This is a genomic window from Mangrovicoccus ximenensis, assembly GCF_003056725.1.
In the GTDB taxonomy this organism is placed as follows: domain Bacteria; phylum Pseudomonadota; class Alphaproteobacteria; order Rhodobacterales; family Rhodobacteraceae; genus Mangrovicoccus; species Mangrovicoccus ximenensis.
This window is the reverse complement of sequence record NZ_QBKZ01000004.1, coordinates 331,883-356,469: the sequence shown is the minus strand read 5'-3', so window position 1 is coordinate 356,469 and position 24,587 is coordinate 331,883. Positions and strand designations below refer to the sequence as shown.

The window sequence follows — 24,587 nt, the reverse complement described above, 5'->3', positions numbered from 1 at the left end:
CATTCGCAGGTGGAGCAAACGGCATGAAAGTCATCATCGTCGGCGCCGGCATCGGCGGCCTGAGCGCCGGGATCGCGCTGCGGCGCATCGGCTGGGACGTCGCGATCTATGACCGCGTCACCGAGGTGAAGCCGGTGGGCGCGGCGATTTCGGTCTGGTCGAACGGGGTCAAGTGCCTGAATTACCTGGGCCTGCGCGACGAGGTCGCTGCGATCGGCGGGCGCATGGATGGCATGGGCTATCTCGACGGTCTCAGCGGCGAGGTGATGACCCGGTTCAGCTTCGCGCCGCTGGTCGAGGAGGTCGGGCAGCGCCCCTACCCGGTGTCGCGCGCAGAGCTGCAGAGCATGCTGATGCGTGTCTTCGGCCCCGAGAGCCTGCATCTGGGCCGCAGGGTCACGGCGGTCTCGCAGCAGGGCGGCACCGTCACCGCGACCTTCGAGGATGGCCGCACCGACACGGCCGACATGCTGATCGGCGCGGATGGCGCGCATTCCGTGGTGCGCACCCATGTGCTGGGGAGGCCAGCCGAGCGGCGCTATGCGGGCTACGTGAACTGGAACGGGCTGGTGGCGGCCGATGCCGGGCTGGCGCCCCCCGACGAATGGACGGTCTTCGTCGCCGAGGGCAAGCGCGTCTCGCTGATGCCGATCGCCGGGGACCGGTTCTACTTCTTCTTCGACACGCCCGGCCCTTCCGGCCGGACCGTCGCGCGCGACGCCTTCCGTGCCGAGCTGAAGGCCGAATTCGCCGGCTGGGCGGACCCCGTGCAGCGGCTGATCGAGCGGATCGACCCGATGGCGGCCAACCGCATCGAGATCCATGACATCGACCCGTTCCACACCTGGGTGAAGGGGCGGATCGCGCTCCTGGGCGACTCGGCGCACAACACGGCGCCGGATATCGGCCAGGGCGGCTGCATGGCGCTGGAAGACGCGGTCGTTCTGGCGATCGCGCTGCAGACCAACAGCCTGGGCATCGAGGACGCGCTGCGCCGCTACCAGGCCCGCCGCACGGACCGCGCCGCCGAGCTGGTGCTGCGCGCCCGCAAGCGCTGCGACGTCACCCATGCCAAGGACCCAGCGGCGACGCAGGCCTGGTATGACGGGCTGCGCCGCGAGGACGGCAGCAACATCATGCGCGGCATCATTTCGAACATCGCAGGCAATCCGCTCGGCTGACGGCAGCGCTTGGGCGGCACATTAGGAGGAAGACGCGTTGGACATGACCCTGATCGAGGCCTGGGCGGAATTCGCCGTCCGCTGGCTGCATGTGATCACAGGCATCGCCTGGATCGGCTCCTCGTTCTATTTCATCGCGCTCGATCTCGGCCTGCGCACGCCGCTGGAGCCGAAGGAGGGCGTCAAGGGCGAGGAATGGCAGGTCCATGGCGGCGGCTTCTACCATATCCAGAAATACCTGGTGGCGCCCGCGCGGATGCCCGAGGACCTGATCTGGTTCAAATGGGAAAGCTACGCGACCTGGCTGTCGGGCTTCGCGCTGATGGTGCTGGTCTATTACATGGGCGCCGAGATCTTCCTGATCGACCCCAACGTGCTCGACATCCCGGTCTGGGCGGGCATCCTGATCTCGCTGGGCTCTCTGGCCTTCGGATGGATCGCCTATGACCGGATCTGCAAGTCGAAATTCGGCGACGACCACACCAAGCTGATGATCGGGCTCTACGTGATCCTCGTCGTCATCGCCTTCTTCTACACGCATGTCTTCTCGGGCCGCGCCGCGCTGCTTCACCTGGGCGCCTTCACCGCGACGATCATGTCGGCGAATGTGTTCTTCATCATCATGCCGAACCAGCGGATCGTGGTCGCCGACCTGAAGGCCGGACGCACGCCCGACCCGAAATACGGCATCATCGCCAAGCAGCGCTCGACCCACAACAACTACCTGACGCTGCCGGTGCTCTTCATGATGCTGTCGACGCATTACCCGCTGGCCTTCGCCAGCCAGTGGAACTGGCTGATCGCGGCGCTGGTCTTCCTGATGGGCGTGACGATCCGGCATTTCTTCAACACGATGCACGCGACGAAGACGCTGCTGTGGTGGACCTGGGGGCTGACGCTGCTGCTGTTCCTCGCCATCATGGGGCTGAGCCTCGGGCCGATCCAGAACATGGACTGGGAGGACGAGGCCAAGCTGACGCCCGCGGCCGAGCGCTTCGCTGCCGCGCCGGGCTTCGACGAGGTGGCCGAGGTGGTGGTCAACAGCTGCTCGATGTGCCACGCGCCCGAGCCGGGCGTGCCCGGCATCGGCCCGGCGGCTCCCAAGGGCGTGCGGCTCGACAACCCCGGCTGGATCGCCACGCATGCCCGCGACATCTACCTGCAGGCAGGCGTCACCAACGCCATGCCGCCGGGCGCCTACAACTACATGACCGACGAGGACCGGGCGCTGATCGTCGCCTGGTACCGCGCCGCCGAATGACCCCCGGGGGCGCCCGCCCCCGGCCCTGCCGCAATTCTGCCAGCCATCCTGCGCTATTGCACAAGGCTCCTGCGCCCTCGGCACTGGTCAAAAGCCCCGCATTGCGCTAACCCGGCCCTCCAAATGCAAGCCACAGGAGCCGGGTGATGTCGGAATCGGGCGAATACACGGACGCGATCTCTCCGATCGAGGAAATCATCGACGATGCCCGCAACGGGCGGATGTTCATTCTCGTCGATCACGAGGACCGCGAAAACGAGGGCGACCTCGTCATCCCCGCGCAGATGGCAACGCCCGAGGCGATCAACTTCATGGCCACCCATGGCCGCGGCCTGATCTGCCTGTCGCTGCCCGGCGAGCGCATCGACGCGCTCGGCCTGCCGCTGATGGCCTCGCAGAACTCGTCGCGCCACGAGACCGCCTTCACCGTCTCGATCGAGGCCCGCGAAGGCGTCACCACCGGCATCTCGGCCTATGACCGCGCGCGCACCGTCGCCGTCGCGATCGACCCGTCGAAAACCGGTGCCGACATCGCCACCCCCGGCCACATCTTCCCGCTGCGCGCCCGCGACGGCGGCGTGCTGGTCCGCGCCGGCCATACCGAAGCGGCCGTGGACGTGTCGCGCCTGGCAGGCCTCAACGCCTCCGGCGTGATCTGCGAGATCATGAAGGAAGACGGGTCGATGGCCCGCCTGCCCGATCTGGTGTCCTTCGCGCAGCTGCACAACCTCAAGATCGGCACCATCGCCGACCTGATCGCCTATCGCCGCCGCCACGACAACCTGGTGAAATGCACCGAAGAGCGCCAGATCACGTCGCAATTCGGCGGCAACTGGGCGATGAAGGTCTATACCGACCAGTCGCATGGCGACGAGCACATCGCGCTGGTCAAGGGCGACGTGACCACGCCCGGCCCGGTGCTGACCCGGATGCACACGCTCGACCCGATGCTCGACATCGTCGGCATCGGCGATGCGGGCCGCGCCACCGAGTTCCAGCGCGCCATGTCCCAGATCGCCGAGGAAGGCCGCGGCGTCGTCGTGCTGATCCGCGACACCACGCTGAAGCTCGCCACCGAGGATGCCGCCAGCCCGGCCACGCTGCGCCGCTACGGCCTCGGCGCGCAGATCCTCAGCTCGCTCGGCCTGCACGAGCTGGTGCTGCTGACCAACTCGCCGAAGCCCAAGATCGTCGGCCTCGACGCCTACGGCCTGTCGATCACCGACACCCGTCGGATCGACGACTGATCCGCCGCTTTCCGCGCTCCGCACGGACGCAGCGGAAAGCAGCACTTGCCAAGCCTCCTGCCGGATTGCAGTCTTGCCGCAGACCAACCGGCGGGAGGCCCGCAATGCCCCGATACGCACTGACCCCGGTGCTCGATCCCGAGCCCGTGATGCATGACCAGCGGCTGTCCAAGCGGACCGGCGCAAGCTTCCTTCCAAATATCGCCATCGACCCGACCTGCGGGCGCTATGCGCTCAAGGCGCTGCTGAAATGGCATTACAGGAAGCAGACCGGCGTCACGGCCGAGGGCGTGACGCTGCCGAGGCCCTCCAATCCGTTCAAATCGCTGGCGGCCTACGATCCGGAAAACGACTTCCGGCATTTCGGCACGCTGCTCGCGGCGCCGGACAACCTGCCCGGCACGATCGGCGACTATGTGGACATGCTCGGGAATTTCGGCCCGCTGATCGCCAATGGCAGCGGCGTCGGCAAGGCCGGCGCCTCCGTCGGACATTACATCCTGCTGGTCGGGGCCGATGCCGCGACCGGGACTCTCTACTACAAGGACCCGCTGCGCGGCGACCAGCTGTTCGACGAGCCCCATGGCGACCTGGGGCCGAAGATCCGCTGGCTCTGCCATGGACAGCAGACGATCGGCCAGACGCTCGCCGCGCTGGGACAGAGCCAGGACTATGCCGACATGGCCTTTACCTGAACGCCACGGCGCCCCGCCGCGCGCGGCCGGCCGGGACGAAACTCTTGTGCTTTGCGGCGCATGGAGGTAGGTGGCCTTTCCGAACTCTCTGAGGAGCCAGTTTCATGGCCAGCATTACCCATTACACCCTGCCGCGCCCGGAATTCGAAGACGCTCCGAAGGTGCTCATCGTGGTCTCTCCCTACTACAAGGAGATCGCTGACGCGCAGCTGGCGGGGGCGCGGGCCGAACTGGATGCGGCAGGCGCCGCCCACGAGACCATCGAGGTCCCCGGCGCGCTGGAAATCCCGACCGCGATCCGCATCGCCTACCGCCAGGCCGATTTCGACGGCTTCGTGGCGCTCGGCTGCGTGATCCGCGGCGAGACCACCCATTACGACACCGTCTGCAACGACAGCTCGCGCGCGCTGCAGCTGCTGGGCCTCGAAGGCGCCTGCATCGGCAACGGCATCCTGACCGTCGAAAACCTCGACCAGGCCATCGTCCGCGCCGAGCCGGGCGAACAGAACAAGGGCGGCGGCGCCGCGGCGGCCGCGCTGCACCTGATCGCGCTGACCCGCAAATTCGCGCCTGCGGCCAAGGGCATCGGCTTCAAGACCGGGAGCAAGCAGGCATGACCACGCTTTCCGGCAACCAGAAACGCGCGATGCGCTCGGCCGCGCGGTTCTTCGCCGTCCAGGCGCTGTTCCAGATGGAGCAGTCCGACGCGCCGATCGGCCAGATCGTCAAGGAATTCGCGGATCACCGCTTCGGCGAGGAGTTCGAGGACTATGCCATGCAGGAGGCCGACGTGAAGGTCTTCCGCACGCTGGTCAACGGCGCCGTCGACAACCAGGGTTCGATCGACAAGATGACCGACCGGGCGCTGGTGGCGAAATGGCCGATCGACCGGATCGACCCGACGCTGCGGGCGCTGTTCCGCGCCGCGGGCGCCGAGCTGACCGTCGCCGACACGCCGCCGCGCGTGGTGATCGTCGAATACGTCCAGATCTCCCAGGCCTTCTTCCCGGACGGCAAGGAATCGCGCTTCGTCAATGCCGTGCTCGACCACATGGCGCGCGAGGCGAAACCGGAAGCCTTCTGAGCCCGGTCCCGGCCGGCGCGCCTGCCAGCGCGCCGATCTGCCCCTGCTTCTGCCCCTTGAGCCCGGCGCTGCCGCCGCCCATAGTCGCGCCATGCCGAGCCTCGACCTCCGTCTTCCCACGCCCGACGACACCGCCGCCCTTGCCCGCCGCCTGAAGAGCCGGGGGAGATCGGTGCCGATGCCGCCCTTCAGGCTGCCGAGGCAGGCCTCGGCGGCGGCGGCGGCCTCCCGTCCGGATCCGGCGCCGTCGACCACCGCGATCAGCAGGTTGTCCTCCACGCGGCGGATCAGGTAGCCGTCGCCCGAGGCCTGGCCGCGGATCTTCGGCCTGGAGGCGACGCCCCAGCCCAGCTCCTGGCCCGCGGTGCCGGACGGTATCGTGCCCTGGGCTACCGCGATTTCCATTTGACGACCGTCACGGTGACGCCTTCGCCGGGGGCGGAGCGGATGTCGAATTCGTCCATGATGCGCTGGGTGCCGGGCAGGCCGAGCCCGAGGCTGTTGCCGGTGGAGAAGCCGTCGGTCATCGCGGCGTGGATGTCGGCGATGCCCGGACCGCGGTCCTCGGCGGTGATGCGCAGCCCTTGGCGCCGCTCGGCATCGACCGCCGCGAAGGAGATCATCCCGCGTTCGGCATAGGAGACGATGTTGCGCGCCAGTTCCGAGATTGCGGTGGCGATCAGCGCCTGTTCGGGACGGCTGAAGCCGATCTCGGCCGCCAGGTGCCGCCCGATCTGGCGCGCGGCCACCACGTCGCCGTCGCGTTCGATCCGCTGCATCTGCGGCGCGGCGAGGTCGAGGCCGGTCATCAGGCGGCCCTGCCGAGCATCGCCAGCCCGGTCTCGAGATCGAGCGCGGTCGGCACGTCGGCGAGGGTGAGCCCGAGCAGCACCATGGAGAAGGCCACCTCGGGCTGGATGCCGACGATGACCATGCGCGCGCCGCGCAGCTGCACGGCGGCGGCAATGTCGCTGAGCGTGCGGGTGCCGAAGCTGTCGAGCACGTCGAGCGCGCTGACATCGAAGATCACGCCGGTGGCGCGGTGGCGGATCACGTCCTCCAGCACGCGGGCCTGCAGCGCGAGGATGTCGCTGTCGCTCAGATCCTCCTGGATCGAGGCGATCAGCGTGCGGCCCTGGCGCAGGATGGGGACGCGGACCGGCATGGCTCAGATCTCCAGCATGCGTTCGGCCATCTCGATGCCGTGCTGCAGGTCGCCCGCGGTGCGCAGCGCCTCGCCGGTGACCCCTATCTTGACCAGCGCCTGCGCGACCTCGGCGGAAAGCCCGGTCAGCACCGAGGAGGCGCCCATCAGCCGCGCCGCGGTCATGGTCTGGATCAGATGGTTGGCGACGGCGCTGTCGACCGCGGCGACGCCGGTGATGTCGAGGACCACGGCGCGGGCGCGGTGGTCGCGGATGCCTTCCAGGAGCTTCACCGTCAGGCTGCGCGCGCGGTAGCTGTCGAGCGTGCCCACCACCGGGATCAGCAGGAGCCCGTCGCGCAGCTGCAGCACCGGGGTCGGCAATTCGCTCATTTCCCTCTCCCGCTGTTCGATCGTCGCCTCGCGCGCCTCCACATAGGTTTCCAGCGCCTGCGCCATGTCGAAATGCGCGATCTTGATCAGCGACAGCAGCAGCGCCAGCGCGCGGCCCGGGTCGTCCTGCATCCGGTCCATCACCCGGTGGCCGAGCCGGTGCAGGTAATAGGCATAGGCGCCGACATAGAGCGTCGGCGTCACCCCGGAGCGTTCGTGGATCTGGCCGATCTGGCGGCGGTTGCGGACGTAATCCTCGTCCAGCGCCGCGGTGACCAGTTCGCGGAAATACTTGAGTTGCCCCTTCTTCACCCGGGCGATCTGCTCGTCGCTGCGGAAATGGCGCCGCGCGTCGTCGAAGCTCAGCAGATGGGCATAGAAATCCTCGATGATCTGTTCGGCCAGCTCGTCCGCGGTCACCGCCAGCGCCTCTGCCTGGCGGCGGTCGGTTTCGGTGATGTCGAACCATCTGAGCTGATCGGCGATTTGGCCCCCCGGAGGACCGTGGCGGCCGCCCGAGGACGCAATGATGTCATCCATTTGAAATCCCGCAAGCCTGTGCTTTTGCCTGGGCGAGCTTGGCGGAAAAACGGATAATGATTGGTGAACCGGCCCCCGGCTTTCCGTCCGGGGTCCGGAGAACCTTCAGAAAGGGCAAGACGACGCTGACCGAGAAATTCCTGCTCTACGGCGGCGCCATCCAGATGGCCGGCCAGGTGCGGGCCAAGGGCGAGGCGCGGCGCACGCGCTCCGACTTCATGAAGATGGAGCAGGACCGCGGGATCTCGGTCTCGGCCTCGGCGATGTCCTTCGATTTCGGGCCCTACCGGTTCAACCTCGTCGACACGCCCGGCCACTCGGACTTCTCCGAGGACACCTACCGCACGCTGACCGCGGTGGACGCGGCAATCATGGTGATCGACGGCGCCAAGGGCGTGGAAAGCCAGACGCAGAAGCTGTTCGAGGTCTGCCGCCTGCGCGACCTGCCGATCCTGACCTTCTGCAACAAGATGGACCGCGAAAGCCGCGACGTCTTCGAGATCATCGACGAGATCCAGGAGAACCTGGCGATCGACGTGACGCCTGCCAGCTGGCCGATCGGCATGGGGCGCGAGTTCCTCGGCTGCTACGACCTGCTTCGCGACCGGCTGGAGCTGATGGACCGCGCCGACCGCAACAAGGTGGCCGAGAGCATCGCCATCGAGGGGCTCGACGATCCGAAGCTTGCCGAGCATGTCCCGCCGGAGCTGCTGGCGCAGCTTCGCGAGGAGATCGAGATGGCGCGCGAGCTGCTGCCCGCGCTCGACCCGCAGGCCGTGATGGACGGCACGATGACGCCGATCTGGTTCGGCTCGGCGATCAACTCCTTCGGGGTCAAGGAACTGATGGACGGGATCGGCAATTACGGCCCCGAGCCGCAGCCGCAATCCGCCAGCCCCCGGCAGATCGCGCCGGACGAGAAGAAGGTCACCGGCTTCGTCTTCAAGGTCCAGGCCAACATGGACCCCAAGCACCGCGACCGCGTCGCGTTCCTGCGGCTGGCCTCCGGGCATTTCCAGCGCGGCATGAAGCTCACGCATGTGCGCAGCAAGAAGCCGATGGCGATCTCGAATCCGGTGCTCTTCCTGGCTTCCGACCGCGAGCTGGCCGAAGAGGCCTGGGCGGGCGACATCATCGGCATCCCGAACCACGGGCAGCTGAGGATCGGCGACACGCTGACCGAAGGCGAGGCGCTGCGCGTCACCGGCATTCCGAGCTTCGCGCCGGAACTGCTGCAGGGCGTGCGCTCCGGCGATCCGATGAAGACCAAGCACCTGGAAAAGGCGCTGATGCAGTTCGCCGAGGAAGGCGCGGCCAAGGTCTTCAAGCCGATGATCGGTTCGGGCTTCATCGTCGGCGTGGTCGGCGCGCTGCAATTCGAGGTGCTGGCCAGCCGGATCGAGCTGGAATACGGCCTGCCGGTGCGCTTCGAGCCGTCGCAATTCACCTCGGCCCGCTGGGTCACGGGGCCGAAGGACAAGCTCGAGAAATTCGTCGACACCAACAAGGGCCACATGGCCGCCGACAATGACGGCGACATGGTCTACCTGACGCGCCTGCAATGGGACATCGACCGGATCGAGCGCGACTATCCCGACCTGACCCTCTCGGCCACCAAGGAAATGATGGTCTAGACCCCAANGCTCGGGGCCATCTGCACGGCNAGCTGCCGAAATGCCGATGGCCCGCCNGCGAAGCCGGGCGGACTGCGCCCGGCNTCCCTGNCGGAGCCCCCCGGNAAGAGATTGGCCGCGGACGGAATGTCCCCGNGACCCGCGCNGCGGGAGNACGGCACTTTGCGGTCTTTNTCTGGCCCGCGGGCGCCCGAGTTCACCGCAAGNCAGCCATGCACCTTGATGNCCGGGACCGGGCAGCCGGGGTCNCGCCACGCGGGTCCGGACAGGCAGGTCGTCCCCCGTCAGCTAGCCGTCGGCCGGAACTGCGGCGCCGCCGCCCATCGGCGCGCGGCGGATGCCCCGGCGAGACGGACAAGCGGCAGCCGGTCCGCATGAGCCTCCAGCCGGGTCTTCCGACCGGAAATGGATGGAACGTGGCCTAACCGACGACGGAGGCGCTGATCGCCTTGTCCATGACCGCGCGCTTCGCGTCCATGTCGCCGNCCGTACCAGGTCCTGAGGAACTTCTTCTTCGCCCGGCGGCGGTAGAGCGCCACGCGGATATGCTCGAACAGCTTGATCTTGTGGCGCGGGTTCTCGTAGCGCCAGGCGGCCGAGCCATGCGGCGTCTTGCGCTCGAATTCCGGGAATTCCCGCGACAGGTATTCCAGGTAATCGGGCTCGAACATCCGGAAGAACGGGTTGTCGTGGCGGTCCCAAGGCTTCAGCGGCCCGGCGAAATGCAGCACCACCGGATCGTATTCCTCGGTGAAGCGCGGGTTCATCCAGTCGCGGGTCCGCCAGTTGTAGAGCGGGCTCATCGGCACGATGTCATCGGCGAAGGCAAGGTTCATCGCGCCCTGGTCCTGGTCGCGGTGCAGCGGCATGAACTCGACATTGCGCACTGCGGCATCCTGGAAGCGGCGCAGCCCGTCCATCGCCAGGAACGGCTCCGGCTGCATCACCAGCACGCCGGCATTGTAGTATTCGCCGTTGCGCCCGCCGAGGTCGCGGAGCTTTTCCTTGAACTTGGTGTCGCCCACCGAGCCGGGATTGGCCGGGCGGATCAGCTCGGTCACCGCGGCCAGCGGCACGTCCGGCGCGATCGTGTCGAACACGGTCTGCAGGCCCGGGCGGCGCTGGTAGGTGTCGGTGTCGAGATAGAACAGCGTGCGGTACTCGTCGGCGAAGATGTTCGGCAGCACCCAGCGGAAATAGGTGCCGAAACTGATCCATTCCTTGACCATCGGCACCTGCGGCAGCGCCGAGATGTCGATCTCGCAGATGCGCACCGGACCGTCCATGTCGCGCGGCCGGACCTTCGAAATGTCGGGCATGGCGATGACGATGTCGAAGGGGCCGGGCTCGATCCGCCGGATGCGGTCCGCGGCAAACATGGCCAGGGGGAAGTGCCCATGATCGCAGGCAAAAATCACGGCATTCTCGTGAGATGCACCGCGGTTCTGCTTCTTTACCAGGCTCATGCCGCCCTCCTCCGCATGCGCCGTCCAAAAGCGCCCGTCGCAGATACCGTCGCGCATTCGCAAAAGTCAATGCTGCGGAGCCGCACCCGCCCCCGGGCGTGGCTGCAAGGCACCGTCCGGCCACACCTGCACGCGGCCGGCCCGGGTCGCGTTGACCCAGAAGCTCTTTTGCTGTAGTAGCGCCGTGTCCACATCCAAGCGGACAAATACGCAGGACGCGCGACCGAATGCGTCCTTCCGATGACCGGCGGCCCGATGCCGCCTCGACAGGACGCTGATGACGAAATTTACCGATCTCAAACTGGACCCCAAGGTCCTCAAAGCCATTGACGAAGCGGGTTACGAGACCCCCACCCCGATCCAGGCAGGAGCGATCCCGCCCGCGCTGGAAGGCAGGGACGTGCTCGGCATCGCCCAGACCGGCACCGGCAAGACCGCGAGCTTCACGCTCCCGATGATCACGCTTCTCGGCAAGGGCCGGGCGCGCGCCCGGATGCCGCGGTCGCTGGTGCTCGCGCCGACGCGCGAACTCGCCGCCCAGGTCGCCGAGAACTTCGACACCTACACCAAGCACATGAAGCTGACCAAGGCGCTCTTGATCGGCGGCGTCAGCTTCAAGGAGCAGGACGCGCTGATCGACCGCGGCGTCGACGTGCTGATCGCGACGCCCGGCCGCCTGCTCGACCATTTCGAGCGCGGCAAGCTCCTGCTGACCGGCGTGCAGATCATGGTGGTCGACGAGGCCGACCGGATGCTCGACATGGGCTTCATCCCGGATATCGAGCGGATCTTCTCGCTGACGCCCTTCACCCGGCAGACGCTGTTCTTCTCGGCCACCATGGCCCCCGAGATCGAGCGGATCACCAACACCTTCCTGTCCTCGCCCGCCAAGATCGAGGTGGCGCGCCAGTCCAGCGCCTCCGAGACGATCACCCAGGGCGTCGTCTGCTACAAGCCGTCGCGCAAGGACCGCCAGGCTACCGAGAAGCGCGCGCTGCTGCGCGCGCTGATCGACAGCGAAGGCGAGGCCTGCACCAACGCGATCGTCTTCTGCAACCGCAAGACCGATGTCGACATCGTCGCGAAATCGCTGGCCAAATACGGCTACAACGCGGCGCCGATCCATGGCGATCTCGACCAGTCGAAGCGGATGGAGGTCCTGCAGGGCTTCCGTGACGGCAATATCCGCATCCTCTGCGCTTCCGACGTGGCGGCGCGCGGACTCGACATCCCGAATGTCAGCCATGTCTTCAATTTCGACGTGCCGAACCACCCGGAGGACTATGTCCACCGCATCGGCCGCACCGGCCGCGCCGGACGCAAGGGAACCGCGCTGACGATCAGCGTGCCCTCCGACGAGAAGCAGCTGGCCGCGGTCGAAGAGCTCCTCGGCAAGGACGTGCCGCGGGTCGAAAGCCCCTACGCGCCGACGGCCCGCAAGGCCGCCGAAGAGGCCCCCGCCGAGGAGGCCCCCGCCCCGAAGCGCGCCCCAGCGCGGTCGGAAATGCCAGCCGGATGCGGCCGAGCCGCGTGCCCGCGCTTTTCCAGCCGACCCGGTGCAGCAGCCAGATCGCCACCCGCACGATGAAGGCGAGGCCGGCGAGCAGCACGTTGGCCGGGGCGCGCAGCAGGTCCCAGCCGAGCGCGTGGCGGTGCAGGGACAGGGTGCCGCGCAACCCGAAATTGCGGCGGATGAAGGCGCGGATCTGCGCTTCGGCTTCCGGGGAAAGAGAAGACTCGTCATGGGACATGGCGATTATGCTAGCACGGGTTTGCAGGGGTTTCAGGGCGTTCTTCGGGCTTGGCGGAAAAGTGAGTGGCGCGGTTTTGGGCTGGCCGGCGAGGTTCCGCTCATATAACAGGCAATCAGCAGCGGAATTGCCCGGTGCCGTGATCGACCCTGTCGCTTTCCTGTATTTGTATACACAAAAGGGAAGGCCGATCGCGCGGCCGACGGATACCGTATAGACGAAGCCCCGCAGGGGCGCACAGGGAGCAAGGACATGCGTAAACAGATTTTCGCGGCATTGGCCGGGGCGGCTCTGACCCTCGGCTCCGGGATCGCCGCACAGGCGCAGGACGCGCTGGCGCGCGTGATGGAGGCGGGCGTGCTGAAGGTCGGCACCGAGACCGCCTTCGCGCCTTTCGACTATATCGATGCGGGCACCCATACCGGTCTGAATGTCGATGTCTTTGCCGAGATCGCCAAGGACATGGGCGTCGAGCTGGAATGGATCACGCTGGACTGGACCGGCGTCCTGCCGGGCCTCGAAGCGGGCCGGTTCGACGTCGTTGCGGGCCCGGCGACCATCACCAAGGAGCGTGCCGCGCGCTACCGCTTCTCCACGCCGGTGGCCGAGGCGACCGTGGCGCTGCTGGCCTGCGCGAAATGCGAGATCGAGACCCCCGAGGACATCGCGGGCAAGCCCGTCGGCGCCGGCACCGGCACCGCGCAGCTGGCGCAGCTGCAGGCCTTTGCCGAGACGCTGCCGACCCCGCCCTCGGACATCAAGGAATACGTCTCGTTCAACGAGTCCTATGCCGATCTCGCGGCCGGCCGGATCGAAGCCGTGGCCAACTCGCTGCCGAACATCGCCTTCGTCGCCAGCCAGCGCCCCGAGGTCTTCAAGGTGGTGAAGCCGGCCTTCGGCACGCCGACCTATTTCGGCTATCCGGGCCGGATCGAACCTGAATACGCCTCGCTGATGGACAAGATCGACGAGATCCTGCTGGCGATGAAAGAGGACGGCCGCATGGCGGCGCTGCAGGAGAAGTGGTTCGGAACCACCTTCGACATGCCCGACTACGTGACCGATCCGAACATCTGATGCCGGCTGCGGCGCGGCGGGTTTTCCTTCTCTCTCCCCCGCCGCGCCGCGTTTTCCGCAGGACGCTTCCATGACCTGGCAACTTTTCGAATTGCTGCTGCAGGCGTCGCTGATGACGATCTTCGTCAGCGTCACCTCGATCCTGCTCGGCCTTGCCTTTGCCATCGGCCTGTCGGCCATGCGGATGTCGGGCTTGGGCCCGCTGGTCTGGTTCGCGCGGATCTTCATCTCCTTCTTCCGGGGCGTGCCGCTCTTGGTGCAGCTCCTGTTGATCTTCAACCTGCTGCCTGCCATCGGCATCAGCCTGTCGAGCCTGACGACAGCGCTGATCGGCCTGTCGCTCTGCACCGCCGCCTACCAGGCGGAAAACCTGCGCGGCGGCTTCGAGGGCGTGCCCCGCGGGCTGATCGAGTCGGCCGAGATGGCCGGGCTCTCGCCCGTGCAGAGCTTCATCTGGATCCGCACGCCGATCGCGCTGCGCCTGACCTTCCCGGCGCTGGTCAACGAGGCGATCCTGATCCTCAAATCCTCCTCGCTGGTCTCCGTCGTCGGCATGATCGAGCTGACCAAGATGGCGCAGAACCTCGCCGCCTCCACCTACATGCCGCTGCCGATCTTCGCCTCCGCCGGGCTGATCTATCTGGCGATCAACTGGATCGTCGCCATCGCCGGGCGCCGCGCCGAGGCGGCCCTGCCGGGACTGCCCGCCAAATGAGCTTCGATTTCGCCGTCATCCTCGCCAAGGCGCCGCAGATCCTCGCAGGCCTCGGCGTCACCATCCTGATCTGGGTCGCGGGCACGCTGCTGGCCGCCATCCTCGGCTTCCTCGTCGCCACCGCGCGGCGCTATGGCGGCCGCCTCGCCGATCTGGTGCTGTCGGTGCCGGTCGAGGTGATCCGCGGCACGCCCTTCCTGGTGCAGATCTTCCTGCTCTATTTCGGCGGCCCCTATATCGGCCTGCGCCTCGACCCGATCGCGGCCGGTCTTCTCGGGCTGACGATCTACGGCGCCGCCTATTACGCGGAAATCTTCCGGGCGGGCTTCCAGTCGGTGCCGCCGGGCCATTCCGAGGCGGCGGATTGCGTCGGGCTGACCCGGATGCAGACGATCCTGCATGTCCAGCTGCCCGAGATGGCGCTGCTGGTGCTGCCGCCGTCGATGAACATGGCGGTGATCCTCCTGAAGGAGACCGCGCTCCTGTCGCTGATCACCGTTCCCGAGATGACCATGACCGTGCAGGCCATCGGCTCGCAGCAATACGCCTTCGTCGAGTCCATCGTCGTCCTGGCGCTGGTCTACTGGGCGCTCGTCGAACTCGCCAACTTCCTGGGCCGCCTCGCCGAGCGCCGCCTCTCAACCTACAGTGCCTGACATGACCCAGCCTGCCATTTCCGTCCGCAACGTGTCGAAACGCTTCGGCGATACGCTGGTCCTGAAGGACATCAATCTCGAAGTGCCGCGCGGCCAGGTCAGCTGCCTGATCGGTCCGTCGGGCTCCGGCAAGTCGACGCTGCTGCGCTGCATGGCCTTCCTCGAGGAAGCGAGCGCGGGGATGATCGAGATCGAAGGCGAAGCGCTGGGGTTCTCCGAGAAGGACGGCAAGCGCCGCCGCCAGACCGCCGCCGAACTGCGTCGCACGCGCTCGAAAATCGGCATGGTGTTCCAGCAGTTCAACCTCTGGCCGCACATGACCGCGCTCGGCAACGTGTCGATGGCGCTGCGGCGGGTGCGGGGCCTCGGCCGCAAGGAGGCCGAGGCGCGCGCCATGGCGCAGCTCGTCAAGGTCGGGCTCGAGGCCCGCGCCGGGCATTATCCGTCGCAGCTTTCCGGCGGCCAGCAGCAGCGCGTCGCCATCGCCCGCGCGCTGGCGCTGGAGCCGACCATCATGCTCTTCGACGAGCCGACCTCGGCGCTCGATCCGGAGCTGACCGGCGAGGTGCTGAACGTGATGCGCGCGCTGGCCGACGAGGGCATGACCATGGTCGTCGTCACCCACGAGATCGGTTTCGCCGCCTCGGTGGGCAACAATGTCTGCTTCCTCGATCACGGCCAGCTCCTGTTCCACGACACGCCCGAAACCGTCTTCGCCGCACCGCGCCACCCGCGGCTGGAGCAGTTCCTCGACACGTATCTCGACCGCGGCGCGCAGATGCTGCGGTGATGGAGCAGGCACCCGAACCCGCCAAGTCGCTGCATGACACGATCCTCGGCGACATCGAGGCCAAGATCCTCTCGGGGGACTGGCCGCCGGGCCATCAGGTGCCCTCCGAGCTGGAGCTGAGCGACACCTATGGCTGTTCGCGGATGACCGTGAACAAGGTGATGACCCAGCTGGCGCAGGCCGGGCTGATCCGCCGCCGCCGCCGCGTGGGCTCGGTCGTGCTGCCGCAGAAATCGCATGTCTCGATCCTCGAAATCCACGACGTGCGCGAAGATGTCGAGGCGATGGGCGGCCGCTACTGCCACGAGATCCTGTCGCGGACGTTCCGGCGCCTCGCCTTCGAGGAGGCCGCCCGCCATGACGTGCCCGAAGGCGCGCCGGTGCTCGACGTGCTCTGCCTGCACCGCTCCGACGGCCAGCCCTTCACGCTGGAGGAGCGGCTGATCTTCCTCGATTGCGTCCCCGAGGCCGAGGCCGAGCCCTTCGCCGAGGCCGCACCCGGGCTCTGGCTGCTCGACCACGTGCCCTGGAGCGCCGCCGAGAACCAGATTTCCGCCGTCGCCGCCGATGCCGGCGAGGCGGCGCTGCCGGTCAGCGCGCCGGCCGCGACGCCGAGCGCCAGCCCGAGCCCCGAGCTGAGCGCGGCATTGTCGGCATTCAGGCTGCGCCGGACCATGTGGCCGTTGGTGACATGCGGGTTCTCGGCATGGGCGATCACATGCCGAGCTTCATGGCGCAGAGCTTCGAGGAACGCCGCCAGGCCGCAGAAGCCTGAGCGGAAAGTCCGCCGAATTCGGGAAAGGGGCCTTCGGGCCCCTTTTTCGTTCCGGCCCTGCGTCCCGCCTGCGGCAATTCACGCGCACTCGCGGCGGGCGGCCTGTGCCGCTGCAACTTGCGCAGCCGCCGCGATCCGGGGCTGCCGCTATTCCTGTCACGCCAGTCCGGGAGCCGCAGACATGCCGTCTTCAGATGCCTGCAAGGGGCGCAGGCCCGTGCTCAGCTTGCTCCGGCTCCCGGACTGGGCCGATATCAGGATGCGGCCATTGCGGCGGCCATGTCGGTCCTTGCCTGCGTAGCGGTCCGTGCGCCGATGCCAGAGCGGCGGCGCTGCCGGTTGCAGAAGATGCGAAACATTCGAACAGTGAGGCTTTCGCCTATTGGCGTGCCCCGAACCCGGGGCGGTAAACCACTGCGTTCTTCAGCCCGCCGGAGACGCGCTCCATGGGAGCGTTCCGTGCCTTCGAACGGTCCCCCCGGACCGTTCGCTCCGCAGAAGCGGACCAGCTTTACTCCAGGCAACCGCCTTCAGGGCTCATCGACGCGCCGACTTTCCACGCCTCCGGAAGCCGCCTGCAGTCACTGGCCGCATCCTCGACCCCGCGGTCCGAATGGCAGATCAGCCCCGGTGGCAGCCGCCGGTCCTGCAGCGCCATGCGCCTCGCGTCGACAGCGAGGCTGCTATTGAGCCGCTCCGGCATCGACCCGCTGCCCTCCCAGCTATCTCAATCGCGGCGTCCGCCATTGGGCTCGGAGTTGCCATCGTTTGCGCCATCGGTACGGACAACGATGGCGACGGCGGCACGATGGAAAACTCTTTCCCGGCCGCAAGAAAGAGCCAGCCCTCCTCCCTCGGCAGTCGCCAAGGTTGCACCGCTGGTCCGGCCCATTGGCGACGCCGATGCCGGCCAGCCAGTTGCAGCCGGGCGCCTCGGCCCGGACGCTCCGCCCCGACAGCGTCTGCGCAATGCCGGGATCGTGCCGGCTGCCGATCGCCCGCGGAGCCCGGGGTCCGTTGCACGGCGGGCGGATATGGCTCGCCATTGCCCTCGGAGTTACCAGCGGCTGCGCCACCGGTCCGAGCGCCGCTGGCGACGGCGGACAAAGGCTTGCTCTTTCATGAGCTTGGCCAACGGCGTCCTCGCAACCCGGATGCCTGGGTCCTGCAGTTCGGCATCGCCATTGACGCTCGGACCAATGACGCACCAATGATGACTGCGCGGGCGGCGGCGCTGCGGACTTGTGGCCCGGGGAGACGCAAGGACCTCGCTCCACCTTCCCGCAGGCCCGCGCGCAAGGCGCCCGAGCCTGCCTGTTCGGTCCTGATGCTGCCAGGAGGCGTGGCCGCACATGGCTGCCTCGGAAGCGCGCGCGGACCATCGTCACGATGGCCGGCAACGGCCCCGATGCGGGACGTTCGGTCCTGGCAAAGGATGGGCTGTGCCTGCCCGGAACCCGTGCAACCCCGGCCCGGGCCTGCGCCACCGCTGTCCGGCCTTCTCAGTAGCCGTCCCAGAGACCGGGCGTCGCCAGCTCCAGGCAATGGCCGTCCGGGTCGCGGAAATAGAGGCTGCGGCCCCCGCGCGGCCAGGTGGCCTCGCCCTCGATCGCCACGCCCTGCGCCTCGAGGTGCCGCCGCCAGGGCTCCAGCGCCCCGGCGGCGACGGCAAAGGCCATGTGAACCGGCCCCTGCCCGTCATGCGGCGGGATGGTTCCGCCGGGAAAGCGCACCGTTTCGGTCGTCGCCCCGCTCTCGAAGAGCAGCAGCACGCCGCGTCCGTTCACGTCGAAGGCTTTCAGCCGCTCCTGGTCCGACAGAACCGGCAGACCCATCACGTCCCGGAAGAACGCCAGCCCGCGGTCGAGATCGGCGACATAGAGCACCGTCTCCAGGATGGCGTCGATCCGGGGCGCGCCGGTCATTCGGACAGCCGGCTGATCACCACGGTGACCTCGGGCTTCTTGCCGATTTCGTTCTGGGCGGTGTTGCGCACGGTGCGCCGCATCACCTCGGTCAGCTTGTCGTCGTCGATCAGCACGTCGTCATCGGCGCGGCCGATCACCTGGGCCAGATCGTCCTCGAGGATTTCCTCCAGCGCCGTGCGCGAGCGGCCATGCGCCGGAAGCCCCATGATCTCGCACCAGGGCTCGCCAAGCGGATCGTCGTTCTCGTCGATGATCAGCGTGACCAGCACATGGCCGTTCAGCGCCATGCGGATCCGGTCGCGCACCACGCCGTCCATTGCCCCGATCAACGAGGAGCCGTCGAGATAGGTGCGGCCGGTATCGACGAAGCTGACCACCTTGGGCTCGTTGCCGGTCAGCTGCACCATCGTGCCGTTCGGCGCCAGGATGCCCTTGAAGCCGTTCTGCNTCGGCGAGCTTGACGTGCTCGCGCAGGTGGCGGTGCTCGCCATGCATCGGCACGACGATCTGCGGGCGGACGATCTTGTGGATCTCGGCCAGGTCGGGGCGGTTGGCATGGCCCGAAACGTGGTAGAGCCCGGAATTGTCGTCGACGACGTCCACGCCCTTCTCGCTGAACTGGTTGATGATCCGGAACACGCCGCGTTCGTTGCCGGGGATGATCTTCGACGAGAAGAGGAACGTGTCGCCCGCCTTCAGCTCGAGCCCGAGATACTTGCCGCGCGCCAGCTGCGCCGAGGCGGCGCGCCGTTCGCCCTGACTGCCGGTGACCAGCAGCATCAGGTTCTCGCGCGGGATCTGCGAGGCGTCCTCGACCGCGACGGTCGGCGGGAAGTCCTTCAGCACGCCGGTCTCGATCGCTTCCTGCACCATGCGGCGCATGGCGCGGCCCAAAAGCACCACGGAGCGGCCCGCATCGCGGCCGGCCTCGGCCAGGGTCTTCAGGCGGGCGATGTTCGAGGCGAAGGTCGTCGCCACGACCATGCCGCTGCAGGCGGCGACCATCTTGCGGATCTCGGGCCCCACCAGAACCTCGGACCGCCCGGGGTTCGGGTTGAACACGTTGGTCGAGTCGCAGGCCAGCGCCAGCACGCCCGGCGCCGAGACCTCGGCCCAGAGATCGGGATCATAGGGTTCGCCGACGCCCGGCTCGCGGTCGAGCTTGAAATCGCCGGTATGGACGATCCGGCCCTTCGGCGTGTCGATCACCAGCGCGGAGCTTTCCGGGATCGAGTGGCTCATCGGCAGATAGGAGACCTCGNAACGGACCCGCCTTGACCATGTGCGGCCAGGGATCGACCGTGGTCACCTCGGTCTCCGGCGCATCGGCCTCGATCATCTTGCGCCGCGCCACGGCCGCCGTGAAGGGACGCGCATAGACCGGNGCATTTCAGCCGCGACCAGAGCCGCCCGACGCCGCCGACATGGTCCTCGTGCGCATGGGTGACGAAGACCGCCTCGATCCGGTCGCGCCGCTCTTCGAGCCACGCGATGTCGGGGAAGATCAAGTCGACGCCGGGGGTGGTGTCCATGTCGGGAAAGGCGACGCCCAGATCGATGACGATCAGGCGTTCCTTGTCCTTCGGGCCGTAGCCGTAGACGTAGCAGTTCATTCCGATCTCGCCTGCCCCGCCAAGGGGGAGGTAGATCACTTCATCCGTACTCATTCCGGTACCGCCATTTCATCCGGGCCGCCGACGCGGTCCTTGTTGTAATTGTAGATGACGGTCAGCCCGTGCATCGTCAGATCTTCTTCGAAGACGTCGAATAGCGCATCGCCCTGCTGAAACAAAGGGGCGAGCCCGCCTGTGCCGATGACTTTCATCGGCCGGCCGCGTTCCGCCTTGATCTGGTGCACGATTCCGGCGACCAGGCCGACATAGCCCCAGAACACGCCGGACTGCATGCAGGCCACGGTATTGGTGCCGATCACCTTGTCGGGCTTGGTCACGTCGACATGCGGCAGTGCCGCCGCCGCCTGGTGCAGCGCCTCGAGGCTGAGATTCACGCCGGGCGCGATCACCCCGCCGATATAGGCGCCGTCCTCGCCCACCACGTCGAACGTGGTCGCGGTGCCGAAATCGACCACGATCAGGTCGCCGCCATAGAGGTCGTAGCCCGCCACCGTGTTGACCAGCCGGTCCGGCCCGACCAGCGTGCCCGGATCGACCCGCGGTTCGACCGGCAGGTCGCAGCCCGGCTTGCCCACCACCATGGGCCGGCAGTTGAAATAGCGGTTCGCCAGGACGCGCAGGTTGAACACCACCCGCGGCACGGTCGAAGAGATGATCACCGAATTGATCGTGGCNGTCGAGCTTCTCATGCTGGATCAGCGTCGACAGCCAGACATGGTATTCGTCGGCGGTGCGGCTGTGGTTCGTGGAAATCCGCCAGCGGCCGAGCAGCTCGCGGCCGTTCCAGATGGCGAAGACGGTGTTGGTGTTTCCGCAGTCGATGGGGCTCGTCCTTGCGGTTGCCGCGGCGCGCGGCGCGCTCGCTGCGGTCCGGACGTTCGCTGCGCTCCGGACGCTCGGCGCGCTCGGTCTTCTCGGGCCGCTCCTCGCGCTGGCTTCGCGGCTTCCCAGATCGCGCGGGCGGCGATGGCGGCCGGCGGCACGGTCAGCGACCCGGCGGTCGCGCAGCTTGCCGATGGCCGCTGGGCCGTCGCCTGGACCGGCAGCAATGACGGCTCGAATGCGGGCGTCTACGCGCAGCTCTTCGATGCCGCGGGCATTGCGCAGGGCGGCGCATTCCTTGCCTCCGACCAGATCTACGACACGCAATACCAGCCCGAGATCGCGGCGCTGGCCGATGGCGGCTTCGCCATTGCCTATTATGAGGACGACAGCGTCACCAACCGCGACGGGGTCTACATCTACCGCGACGCGGTGGTGCAGCTCTTCGGCGCCGATGGCGGGCGGATCGACGGGGCGCAGAAGCTGAACCTGCAATCGACCTCGGTCACCCAGAGCCAGCCTGCGCTGGCCGCGCGCCCGCTCTCCGAGGGCGGCGGCTTCGTCGCGGCCTGGACCGCCAGCCAGTCCGCGACCGAGGGCGACGGCTCGGGCTATGCGGTCCTGCAGGCCGTGTTCGGCGCGCCGGAGGGCTTCGTGATTGACAGCCGGCCCGAGGTGGCGGGCTTCGCCGGGACGTCGCTGGAGGAAGCCGCGGTCAATGCCGGGCTGACCGCGATCGATGCCGACGGGCTGGTCGGCGCGGCGGCGTCGGAAGGCGCGGATTTCGCGGGCGGACAGCTGGTCTTCGCGCTCGACCTCGCCAATCTCGACCTGAACCGCGAGCCGCTGTCGCAGCACAGCCTGGGCGTCATCGACCAGGGCGGCGGGCCGGGGCAGATTGGCGTCTCGGGCAGCACGGTCAGCTACGGGGGCAGCGTGATCGGCACGCTCTCGGGCGGGCAGCAGAGCGTCACGGTGAGCTTCACCGCGGCGGCCGGCGCGGAGGCGGTCGAGGCGCTGTTCAAGGCGCTCGGCTATGCCAACCCTTCGGATGCTGTCTTCCCGGACATTCCCTATACCGTCAGCCTGACCGACAGTCTCGGCCGCAGCTGGCAGGACCGCGGCAGCTTCGCCGTGACGCCGCAGGCCGATTCCGACGGCCCGGTGCCCGGCGAGACGCAGGTCAATGCGGCGGCGGCTGACGACCAGTACGACCCGGCGATGGCGCGGCTTGCCGATGGCGGCTGGGTGGTGGTCTTTGCCGACGACGCCACCGGCGGCAATTCCGAGGATATCCGCGCCGCGATCTACAATGCCGATGGCAGCCTGCGCGCCGCCGACATCCTGGTGAACGACGCTGCGGCAGGCCGGCAGCACGAGCCTGCGGTCACCGCCTGGGGCGACGGGTTCGCCGTGGCCTGGCGCAGCGACCAGACGACGGCCGGGGATGGCAGCCTGTCGCATGTCATGATGGCAGGGTTCGACGCGGCGGGCGCCAAGACCGTCGCCGACTTCCAGCTCAACGGCTACACGGCGAACTACCAGTGGTCGCCGGCGCTGGCGACGCTGGCCGACGGCAATGTCGCGGCGGCCTGGACCTCGCGCGGGCAGGACGGCTCGGTCGACGGGGTCTACGGCAAGATCCTGGCGCTGTCGGCCAGTGGCACGCCGGTCACCGAGGTGATGGCCGAGACCCGGCTGAGCGGCACCTCGTCGGGCTACCAGAACTATCCCTCGCTCTCGGCGACGGCGGATGGCGGCTTCGTGCTGGGCTACCAGAGCCAGAACATCGACGGGTCTGGCTATGCCGCCATGGCGCGCGGCTTCGGCGCGGCGGGCGCGGAAGCCTTCGGCGAGATCCGCCTGAACACCACGGGCAGCAACGACCAGAGCGGCGTGCAGGTGGCGGCGCTGGCCGGTCCGGGCGGGACGCATGGCGGCTTCGTCGCGGTCTGGCAATCCCAGGGCGGAGATGACGGCAGCGGCTGGTCGATCGTGGCGCGGCGCTACGATCCGGCGGGCAATCCGCTGGACGCGCCCTTCGTGGTCAACGGCAACACCGAAGGCACCCAGCAACAGCCCGCCGTCGCGGCGCTGGCGGATGGCGGCTTCGTCATCGGCTGGCATGACGCAGATTACCAGGGCAGCTACGCCCAGTACCGCACGGTCGACCTCCAGCGCTACGGCGCGGACGGGCTGCGCATCGACGGCGAGGAGACCGTCAGCCTGCCGACCGGCACCAGCGCGGACACTGCGCAGCGCCCGGCGCTGCTGGCGCTCGACGGCGATGATTTCGTGGTCGCCTGGGACAGCAACTACGCGGGTGCCGAGGAGGGCCCGGATGTCTCGGGCTATGCCGTGCACCAGCGGATCTTCGGCGATCCGGCAGATTACGCGGTGTCGGTGACCAGCCTGCCCACGCCGCAGGTGAGCGAGTTCGCCGGGCAGCATTTCACCACCGCCGCCGCCAAGGCCGCGCCGCAGCTGATCGATGCGGCCATCGCTTTCGATCCCGACGGGGTGGCGGATTTCGATGGCTGGGTGCTCTCTGCGGCACTGCCTGCCTCGCTGGCGGGCGAAACGCTGTCGGTCGCCAGCTCGGGCACCGGGGCGGGGCAGATTTCGGTCTCGGGCAGCAGCATCCTCTACGGGGGCACGGTGATCGGCCAGCTCGCCGCGGTGCCGGGGGAGGCGGGCTACCGGCCGTTCGTGGTGCGGCATTTCAATGTCGGCCAGAGCATCTCCGCGCTGGCCGATGTCGATTTCGGTGCGGCGCCGGACCATGTCGAGGCGGTCGCCGCGGTCAGCTATTCCGGGACCTTCTATCCGGGCGGCCCGGGCGATTACTTCGCCGCCGCGGCCGACGGCTCGGTCTGGATCGACACGGCGGGGGACTACACCTTCTACCTGCGCAGCGATGACGGATCGCAGCTGACCGTCGACGGCGTGAAGATCATCGACAATGACGGCGTGCACGGGTCGACCGAAGTCTCGGCCACCGTGTCGCTGAGCGCCGGCTATCACGACATTTCGGCGACCTATTTCGAGAACACCAGCAGTTCGGTGCTATCGCTGGAATGGGCCGGGCCGGATTCGGGCGGGGCGCGGGTCTCGACATCGGCGCCGCCCGCCGCGTCTCCCGCCGGGGGCATCGAGGTCACGCTGAACGGCAATGCCGATGCGGCGGCGATCGAGGCGCTGATCGAAGCGCTGGCCTACCGGCTCGACCCGGCGGCGGCGGGCGGTTTCCGATCTGGCCGGCACCTTCGCCGTCCCCGCGCCCTGACACCCTGCCGCGGGCGGCGCGGTCCCGAAAATGGACCGCCTCAGCGCCGCCATCGGCCGCGGGCACGGGAGGCGCTGACCCTGGCAGCAGGTCTGCGGCGGCCCTCGCCCCCCCCTCCGGACGGCACTTGGACAAGCGCTGTGCAGGGTTCCCGGGATCTCAGGTTGACGGGTTGGAATGCCACGGCAGAAGTTCGTCGATCCGGTTCTGCGGATGCCTGGCGGCGATCGCCTCCAGCGTGGCCTTAAGATAGGCGAAGGGCCCGACGCCGTTGATCTTTGCCGTCTCGATCAGAGAGGCAAAGCGGCCCTGGGCTTCCCCCGGATCCCACCGGCCCGCGCGGCAGCAAACCTCGCGGACCGGCCGCGGATGCCGGATGCGGAACGTGCCGCGCCCGGGCCTTTCCACAGCCCTTCCGACCGCCAGTTCCGGGAATGCGGGACCGGACGGTCATGCCGGACGCCCCGTGTGTCCGGCGGCATGGCGGCAGCCCCGCCGCCCTCCGGCG

The 24,587-nt window shown here is 68.0% G+C and carries 20 protein-coding genes and 5 pseudogenes; 14 read left to right on the top strand and 11 right to left on the bottom strand.

Annotated elements, in window-relative coordinates; all coding sequences use genetic code 11:
- Window positions 1-23 precede the first annotated feature (23 nt).
- The 6 genes from hpxO (at window position 24) to nusB (ending at window position 5,468) form a co-directional block, all read left to right on the top strand.
- The gene (gene hpxO, locus C7T91_RS10850) at window positions 24-1,181 is read left to right on the top strand and encodes an FAD-dependent urate hydroxylase HpxO (RefSeq protein WP_108259236.1); all 1,158 of its coding nucleotides are present in this window, start codon (window positions 24-26) and stop codon (window positions 1,179-1,181) included.
- A gap of 43 nt (window positions 1,182-1,224) precedes the next feature.
- A complete protein-coding gene (locus C7T91_RS10845; protein ID WP_108259397.1) occupies window positions 1,225-2,442 on the top strand; it encodes a urate hydroxylase PuuD in 1,218 nt (405 codons plus the stop codon).
- A gap of 146 nt (window positions 2,443-2,588) precedes the next feature.
- Window positions 2,589-3,689, top strand: coding sequence for a 3,4-dihydroxy-2-butanone-4-phosphate synthase (gene ribB / locus C7T91_RS10840; protein ID WP_108259235.1), 1,101 nt, complete (start codon window positions 2,589-2,591; stop codon window positions 3,687-3,689).
- Between the two features lie 104 nt (window positions 3,690-3,793).
- A complete protein-coding gene (locus tag C7T91_RS10835) occupies window positions 3,794-4,384 on the top strand; it encodes a papain-like cysteine protease family protein (RefSeq protein ID WP_108259234.1) in 591 nt (196 codons plus the stop codon).
- A gap of 104 nt (window positions 4,385-4,488) precedes the next feature.
- On the top strand, window positions 4,489-5,001 hold the full coding sequence (locus tag C7T91_RS10830) for a 6,7-dimethyl-8-ribityllumazine synthase (RefSeq protein ID WP_108259233.1): 513 nt from the start codon (window positions 4,489-4,491) through the stop codon (window positions 4,999-5,001).
- Window positions 4,998-5,468, top strand: a complete 471-nt coding sequence (gene nusB, locus C7T91_RS10825; RefSeq protein WP_108259232.1) for a transcription antitermination factor NusB — start codon at window positions 4,998-5,000, stop codon at window positions 5,466-5,468. The genes C7T91_RS10830 and nusB overlap by 4 nt, the downstream gene beginning before the upstream one ends.
- Window positions 5,469-5,857: 389 nt before the next feature.
- Here the strand turns inward: nusB and C7T91_RS10815 are convergent, their stop codons facing one another.
- Genes C7T91_RS10815 through C7T91_RS10805 form a run of 3 tightly spaced genes read right to left on the bottom strand, consistent with a single transcriptional unit; the run spans window position 5,858 to window position 7,545 of the window.
- On the bottom strand, window positions 5,858-6,277 hold the full coding sequence (locus C7T91_RS10815; protein ID WP_108259230.1) for an anti-sigma regulatory factor: 420 nt from the start codon (window positions 6,275-6,277) through the stop codon (window positions 5,858-5,860).
- Window positions 6,277-6,633, bottom strand: a complete 357-nt coding sequence (locus tag C7T91_RS10810; RefSeq protein ID WP_108259229.1) for an STAS domain-containing protein — start codon at window positions 6,631-6,633, stop codon at window positions 6,277-6,279. The genes C7T91_RS10815 and C7T91_RS10810 overlap by 1 nt, the downstream gene beginning before the upstream one ends.
- Window positions 6,634-6,636: 3 nt before the next feature.
- Entirely contained in the window at window positions 6,637-7,545 is a 909-nt protein-coding gene (locus tag C7T91_RS10805) for a protoglobin domain-containing protein (protein ID WP_108259228.1), read from the bottom strand.
- A 56-nt stretch (window positions 7,546-7,601) separates the two neighbouring features.
- Here C7T91_RS10805 and C7T91_RS10800 point away from each other — a divergent pair, with 56 nt between their 5' ends.
- Window positions 7,602-9,179 (top strand): peptide chain release factor 3, encoded by a 1,578-nt coding sequence (locus C7T91_RS10800; protein WP_108259227.1) that lies wholly within the window; start codon window positions 7,602-7,604, stop codon window positions 9,177-9,179.
- Between the two features lie 284 nt (window positions 9,180-9,463).
- On the opposite strand, the gene C7T91_RS10795 is transcribed toward C7T91_RS10800, so the two are convergent.
- Window positions 9,464-10,408: a glycosyltransferase family 8 protein gene (locus tag C7T91_RS10795; RefSeq protein WP_456237844.1), complete on the bottom strand. Its 945-nt coding sequence runs from the start codon at window positions 10,406-10,408 to the stop codon at window positions 9,464-9,466.
- Between the two features lie 514 nt (window positions 10,409-10,922).
- Between C7T91_RS10795 and C7T91_RS10790 the strand changes: the two genes are divergently transcribed.
- Complete coding sequence (locus C7T91_RS10790; protein WP_108259225.1) at window positions 10,923-12,233, top strand: DEAD/DEAH box helicase; 1,311 nt, start codon at window positions 10,923-10,925, stop codon at window positions 12,231-12,233.
- Here the strand turns inward: C7T91_RS10790 and C7T91_RS38455 are convergent.
- A pseudogene (locus C7T91_RS38455) lies at window positions 12,199-12,396 on the bottom strand (DUF6635 family protein); the annotation flags it as partial. The gene C7T91_RS10790 and the pseudogene C7T91_RS38455 sit on opposite strands and share 35 nt — an antisense overlap.
- A 252-nt stretch (window positions 12,397-12,648) precedes the next feature.
- Here C7T91_RS38455 and C7T91_RS10785 point away from each other — a divergent pair.
- From C7T91_RS10785 to C7T91_RS10765, 5 genes are all read left to right on the top strand, one after another.
- On the top strand, window positions 12,649-13,473 hold the full coding sequence (locus tag C7T91_RS10785; protein WP_108259224.1) for a transporter substrate-binding domain-containing protein: 825 nt from the start codon (window positions 12,649-12,651) through the stop codon (window positions 13,471-13,473).
- Window positions 13,474-13,543: 70 nt separating this feature from the next.
- Window positions 13,544-14,188: an amino acid ABC transporter permease gene (locus tag C7T91_RS10780; RefSeq protein ID WP_108259223.1), complete on the top strand. Its 645-nt coding sequence runs from the start codon at window positions 13,544-13,546 to the stop codon at window positions 14,186-14,188.
- Window positions 14,185-14,844: an amino acid ABC transporter permease gene (locus C7T91_RS10775; RefSeq protein ID WP_108259222.1), complete on the top strand. Its 660-nt coding sequence runs from the start codon at window positions 14,185-14,187 to the stop codon at window positions 14,842-14,844. Before C7T91_RS10780 ends, C7T91_RS10775 begins: the two co-directional genes overlap by 4 nt.
- A gap of 1 nt (window position 14,845) precedes the next feature.
- A complete protein-coding gene (locus C7T91_RS10770) occupies window positions 14,846-15,634 on the top strand; it encodes an amino acid ABC transporter ATP-binding protein (RefSeq protein ID WP_108259221.1) in 789 nt (262 codons plus the stop codon).
- Window positions 15,634-16,710, top strand: coding sequence for a GntR family transcriptional regulator (locus C7T91_RS10765; RefSeq protein ID WP_108259220.1), 1,077 nt, complete (start codon window positions 15,634-15,636; stop codon window positions 16,708-16,710). Before C7T91_RS10770 ends, C7T91_RS10765 begins: the two co-directional genes overlap by 1 nt.
- 1,201 nt (window positions 16,711-17,911) lie before the next feature.
- On the opposite strand, the gene C7T91_RS10755 is transcribed toward C7T91_RS10765, so the two are convergent.
- The 5 genes and pseudogenes from C7T91_RS10755 to C7T91_RS35380 all read right to left on the bottom strand — a co-directional run bounded on the left by C7T91_RS10755 (window position 17,912) and on the right by C7T91_RS35380 (window position 20,793).
- Window positions 17,912-18,334, bottom strand: a complete 423-nt coding sequence (locus C7T91_RS10755) for a VOC family protein (RefSeq protein WP_108259218.1) — start codon at window positions 18,332-18,334, stop codon at window positions 17,912-17,914.
- Window positions 18,331-18,624, bottom strand: a complete 294-nt coding sequence (locus C7T91_RS37860) for a hypothetical protein (RefSeq protein WP_269101080.1) — start codon at window positions 18,622-18,624, stop codon at window positions 18,331-18,333. Before C7T91_RS37860 ends, C7T91_RS10755 begins: the two co-directional genes overlap by 4 nt.
- 217 nt (window positions 18,625-18,841) lie before the next feature.
- A pseudogene (locus tag C7T91_RS39355) lies at window positions 18,842-19,321 on the bottom strand (ribonuclease J); the annotation flags it as partial.
- A 254-nt stretch (window positions 19,322-19,575) separates the two neighbouring features.
- Window positions 19,576-19,950, bottom strand: a complete 375-nt coding sequence (locus tag C7T91_RS37850; protein WP_456237843.1) for an MBL fold metallo-hydrolase — start codon at window positions 19,948-19,950, stop codon at window positions 19,576-19,578.
- Window positions 19,951-20,000: 50 nt separating this feature from the next.
- Window positions 20,001-20,793 (bottom strand): annotated as a pseudogene (locus tag C7T91_RS35380) (type III pantothenate kinase).
- Here C7T91_RS35380 and C7T91_RS38450 point away from each other — a divergent pair.
- Window positions 20,686-23,883: pseudogene (locus C7T91_RS38450) on the top strand (PA14 domain-containing protein); the annotation flags it as partial. The pseudogenes C7T91_RS35380 and C7T91_RS38450 overlap by 108 nt on opposite strands.
- A 355-nt stretch (window positions 23,884-24,238) precedes the next feature.
- Here the strand turns inward: C7T91_RS38450 and C7T91_RS10735 are convergent.
- A pseudogene (locus tag C7T91_RS10735) lies at window positions 24,239-24,379 on the bottom strand (transposase domain-containing protein); the annotation flags it as partial.
- Window positions 24,380-24,587: the final 208 nt, after the last annotated feature.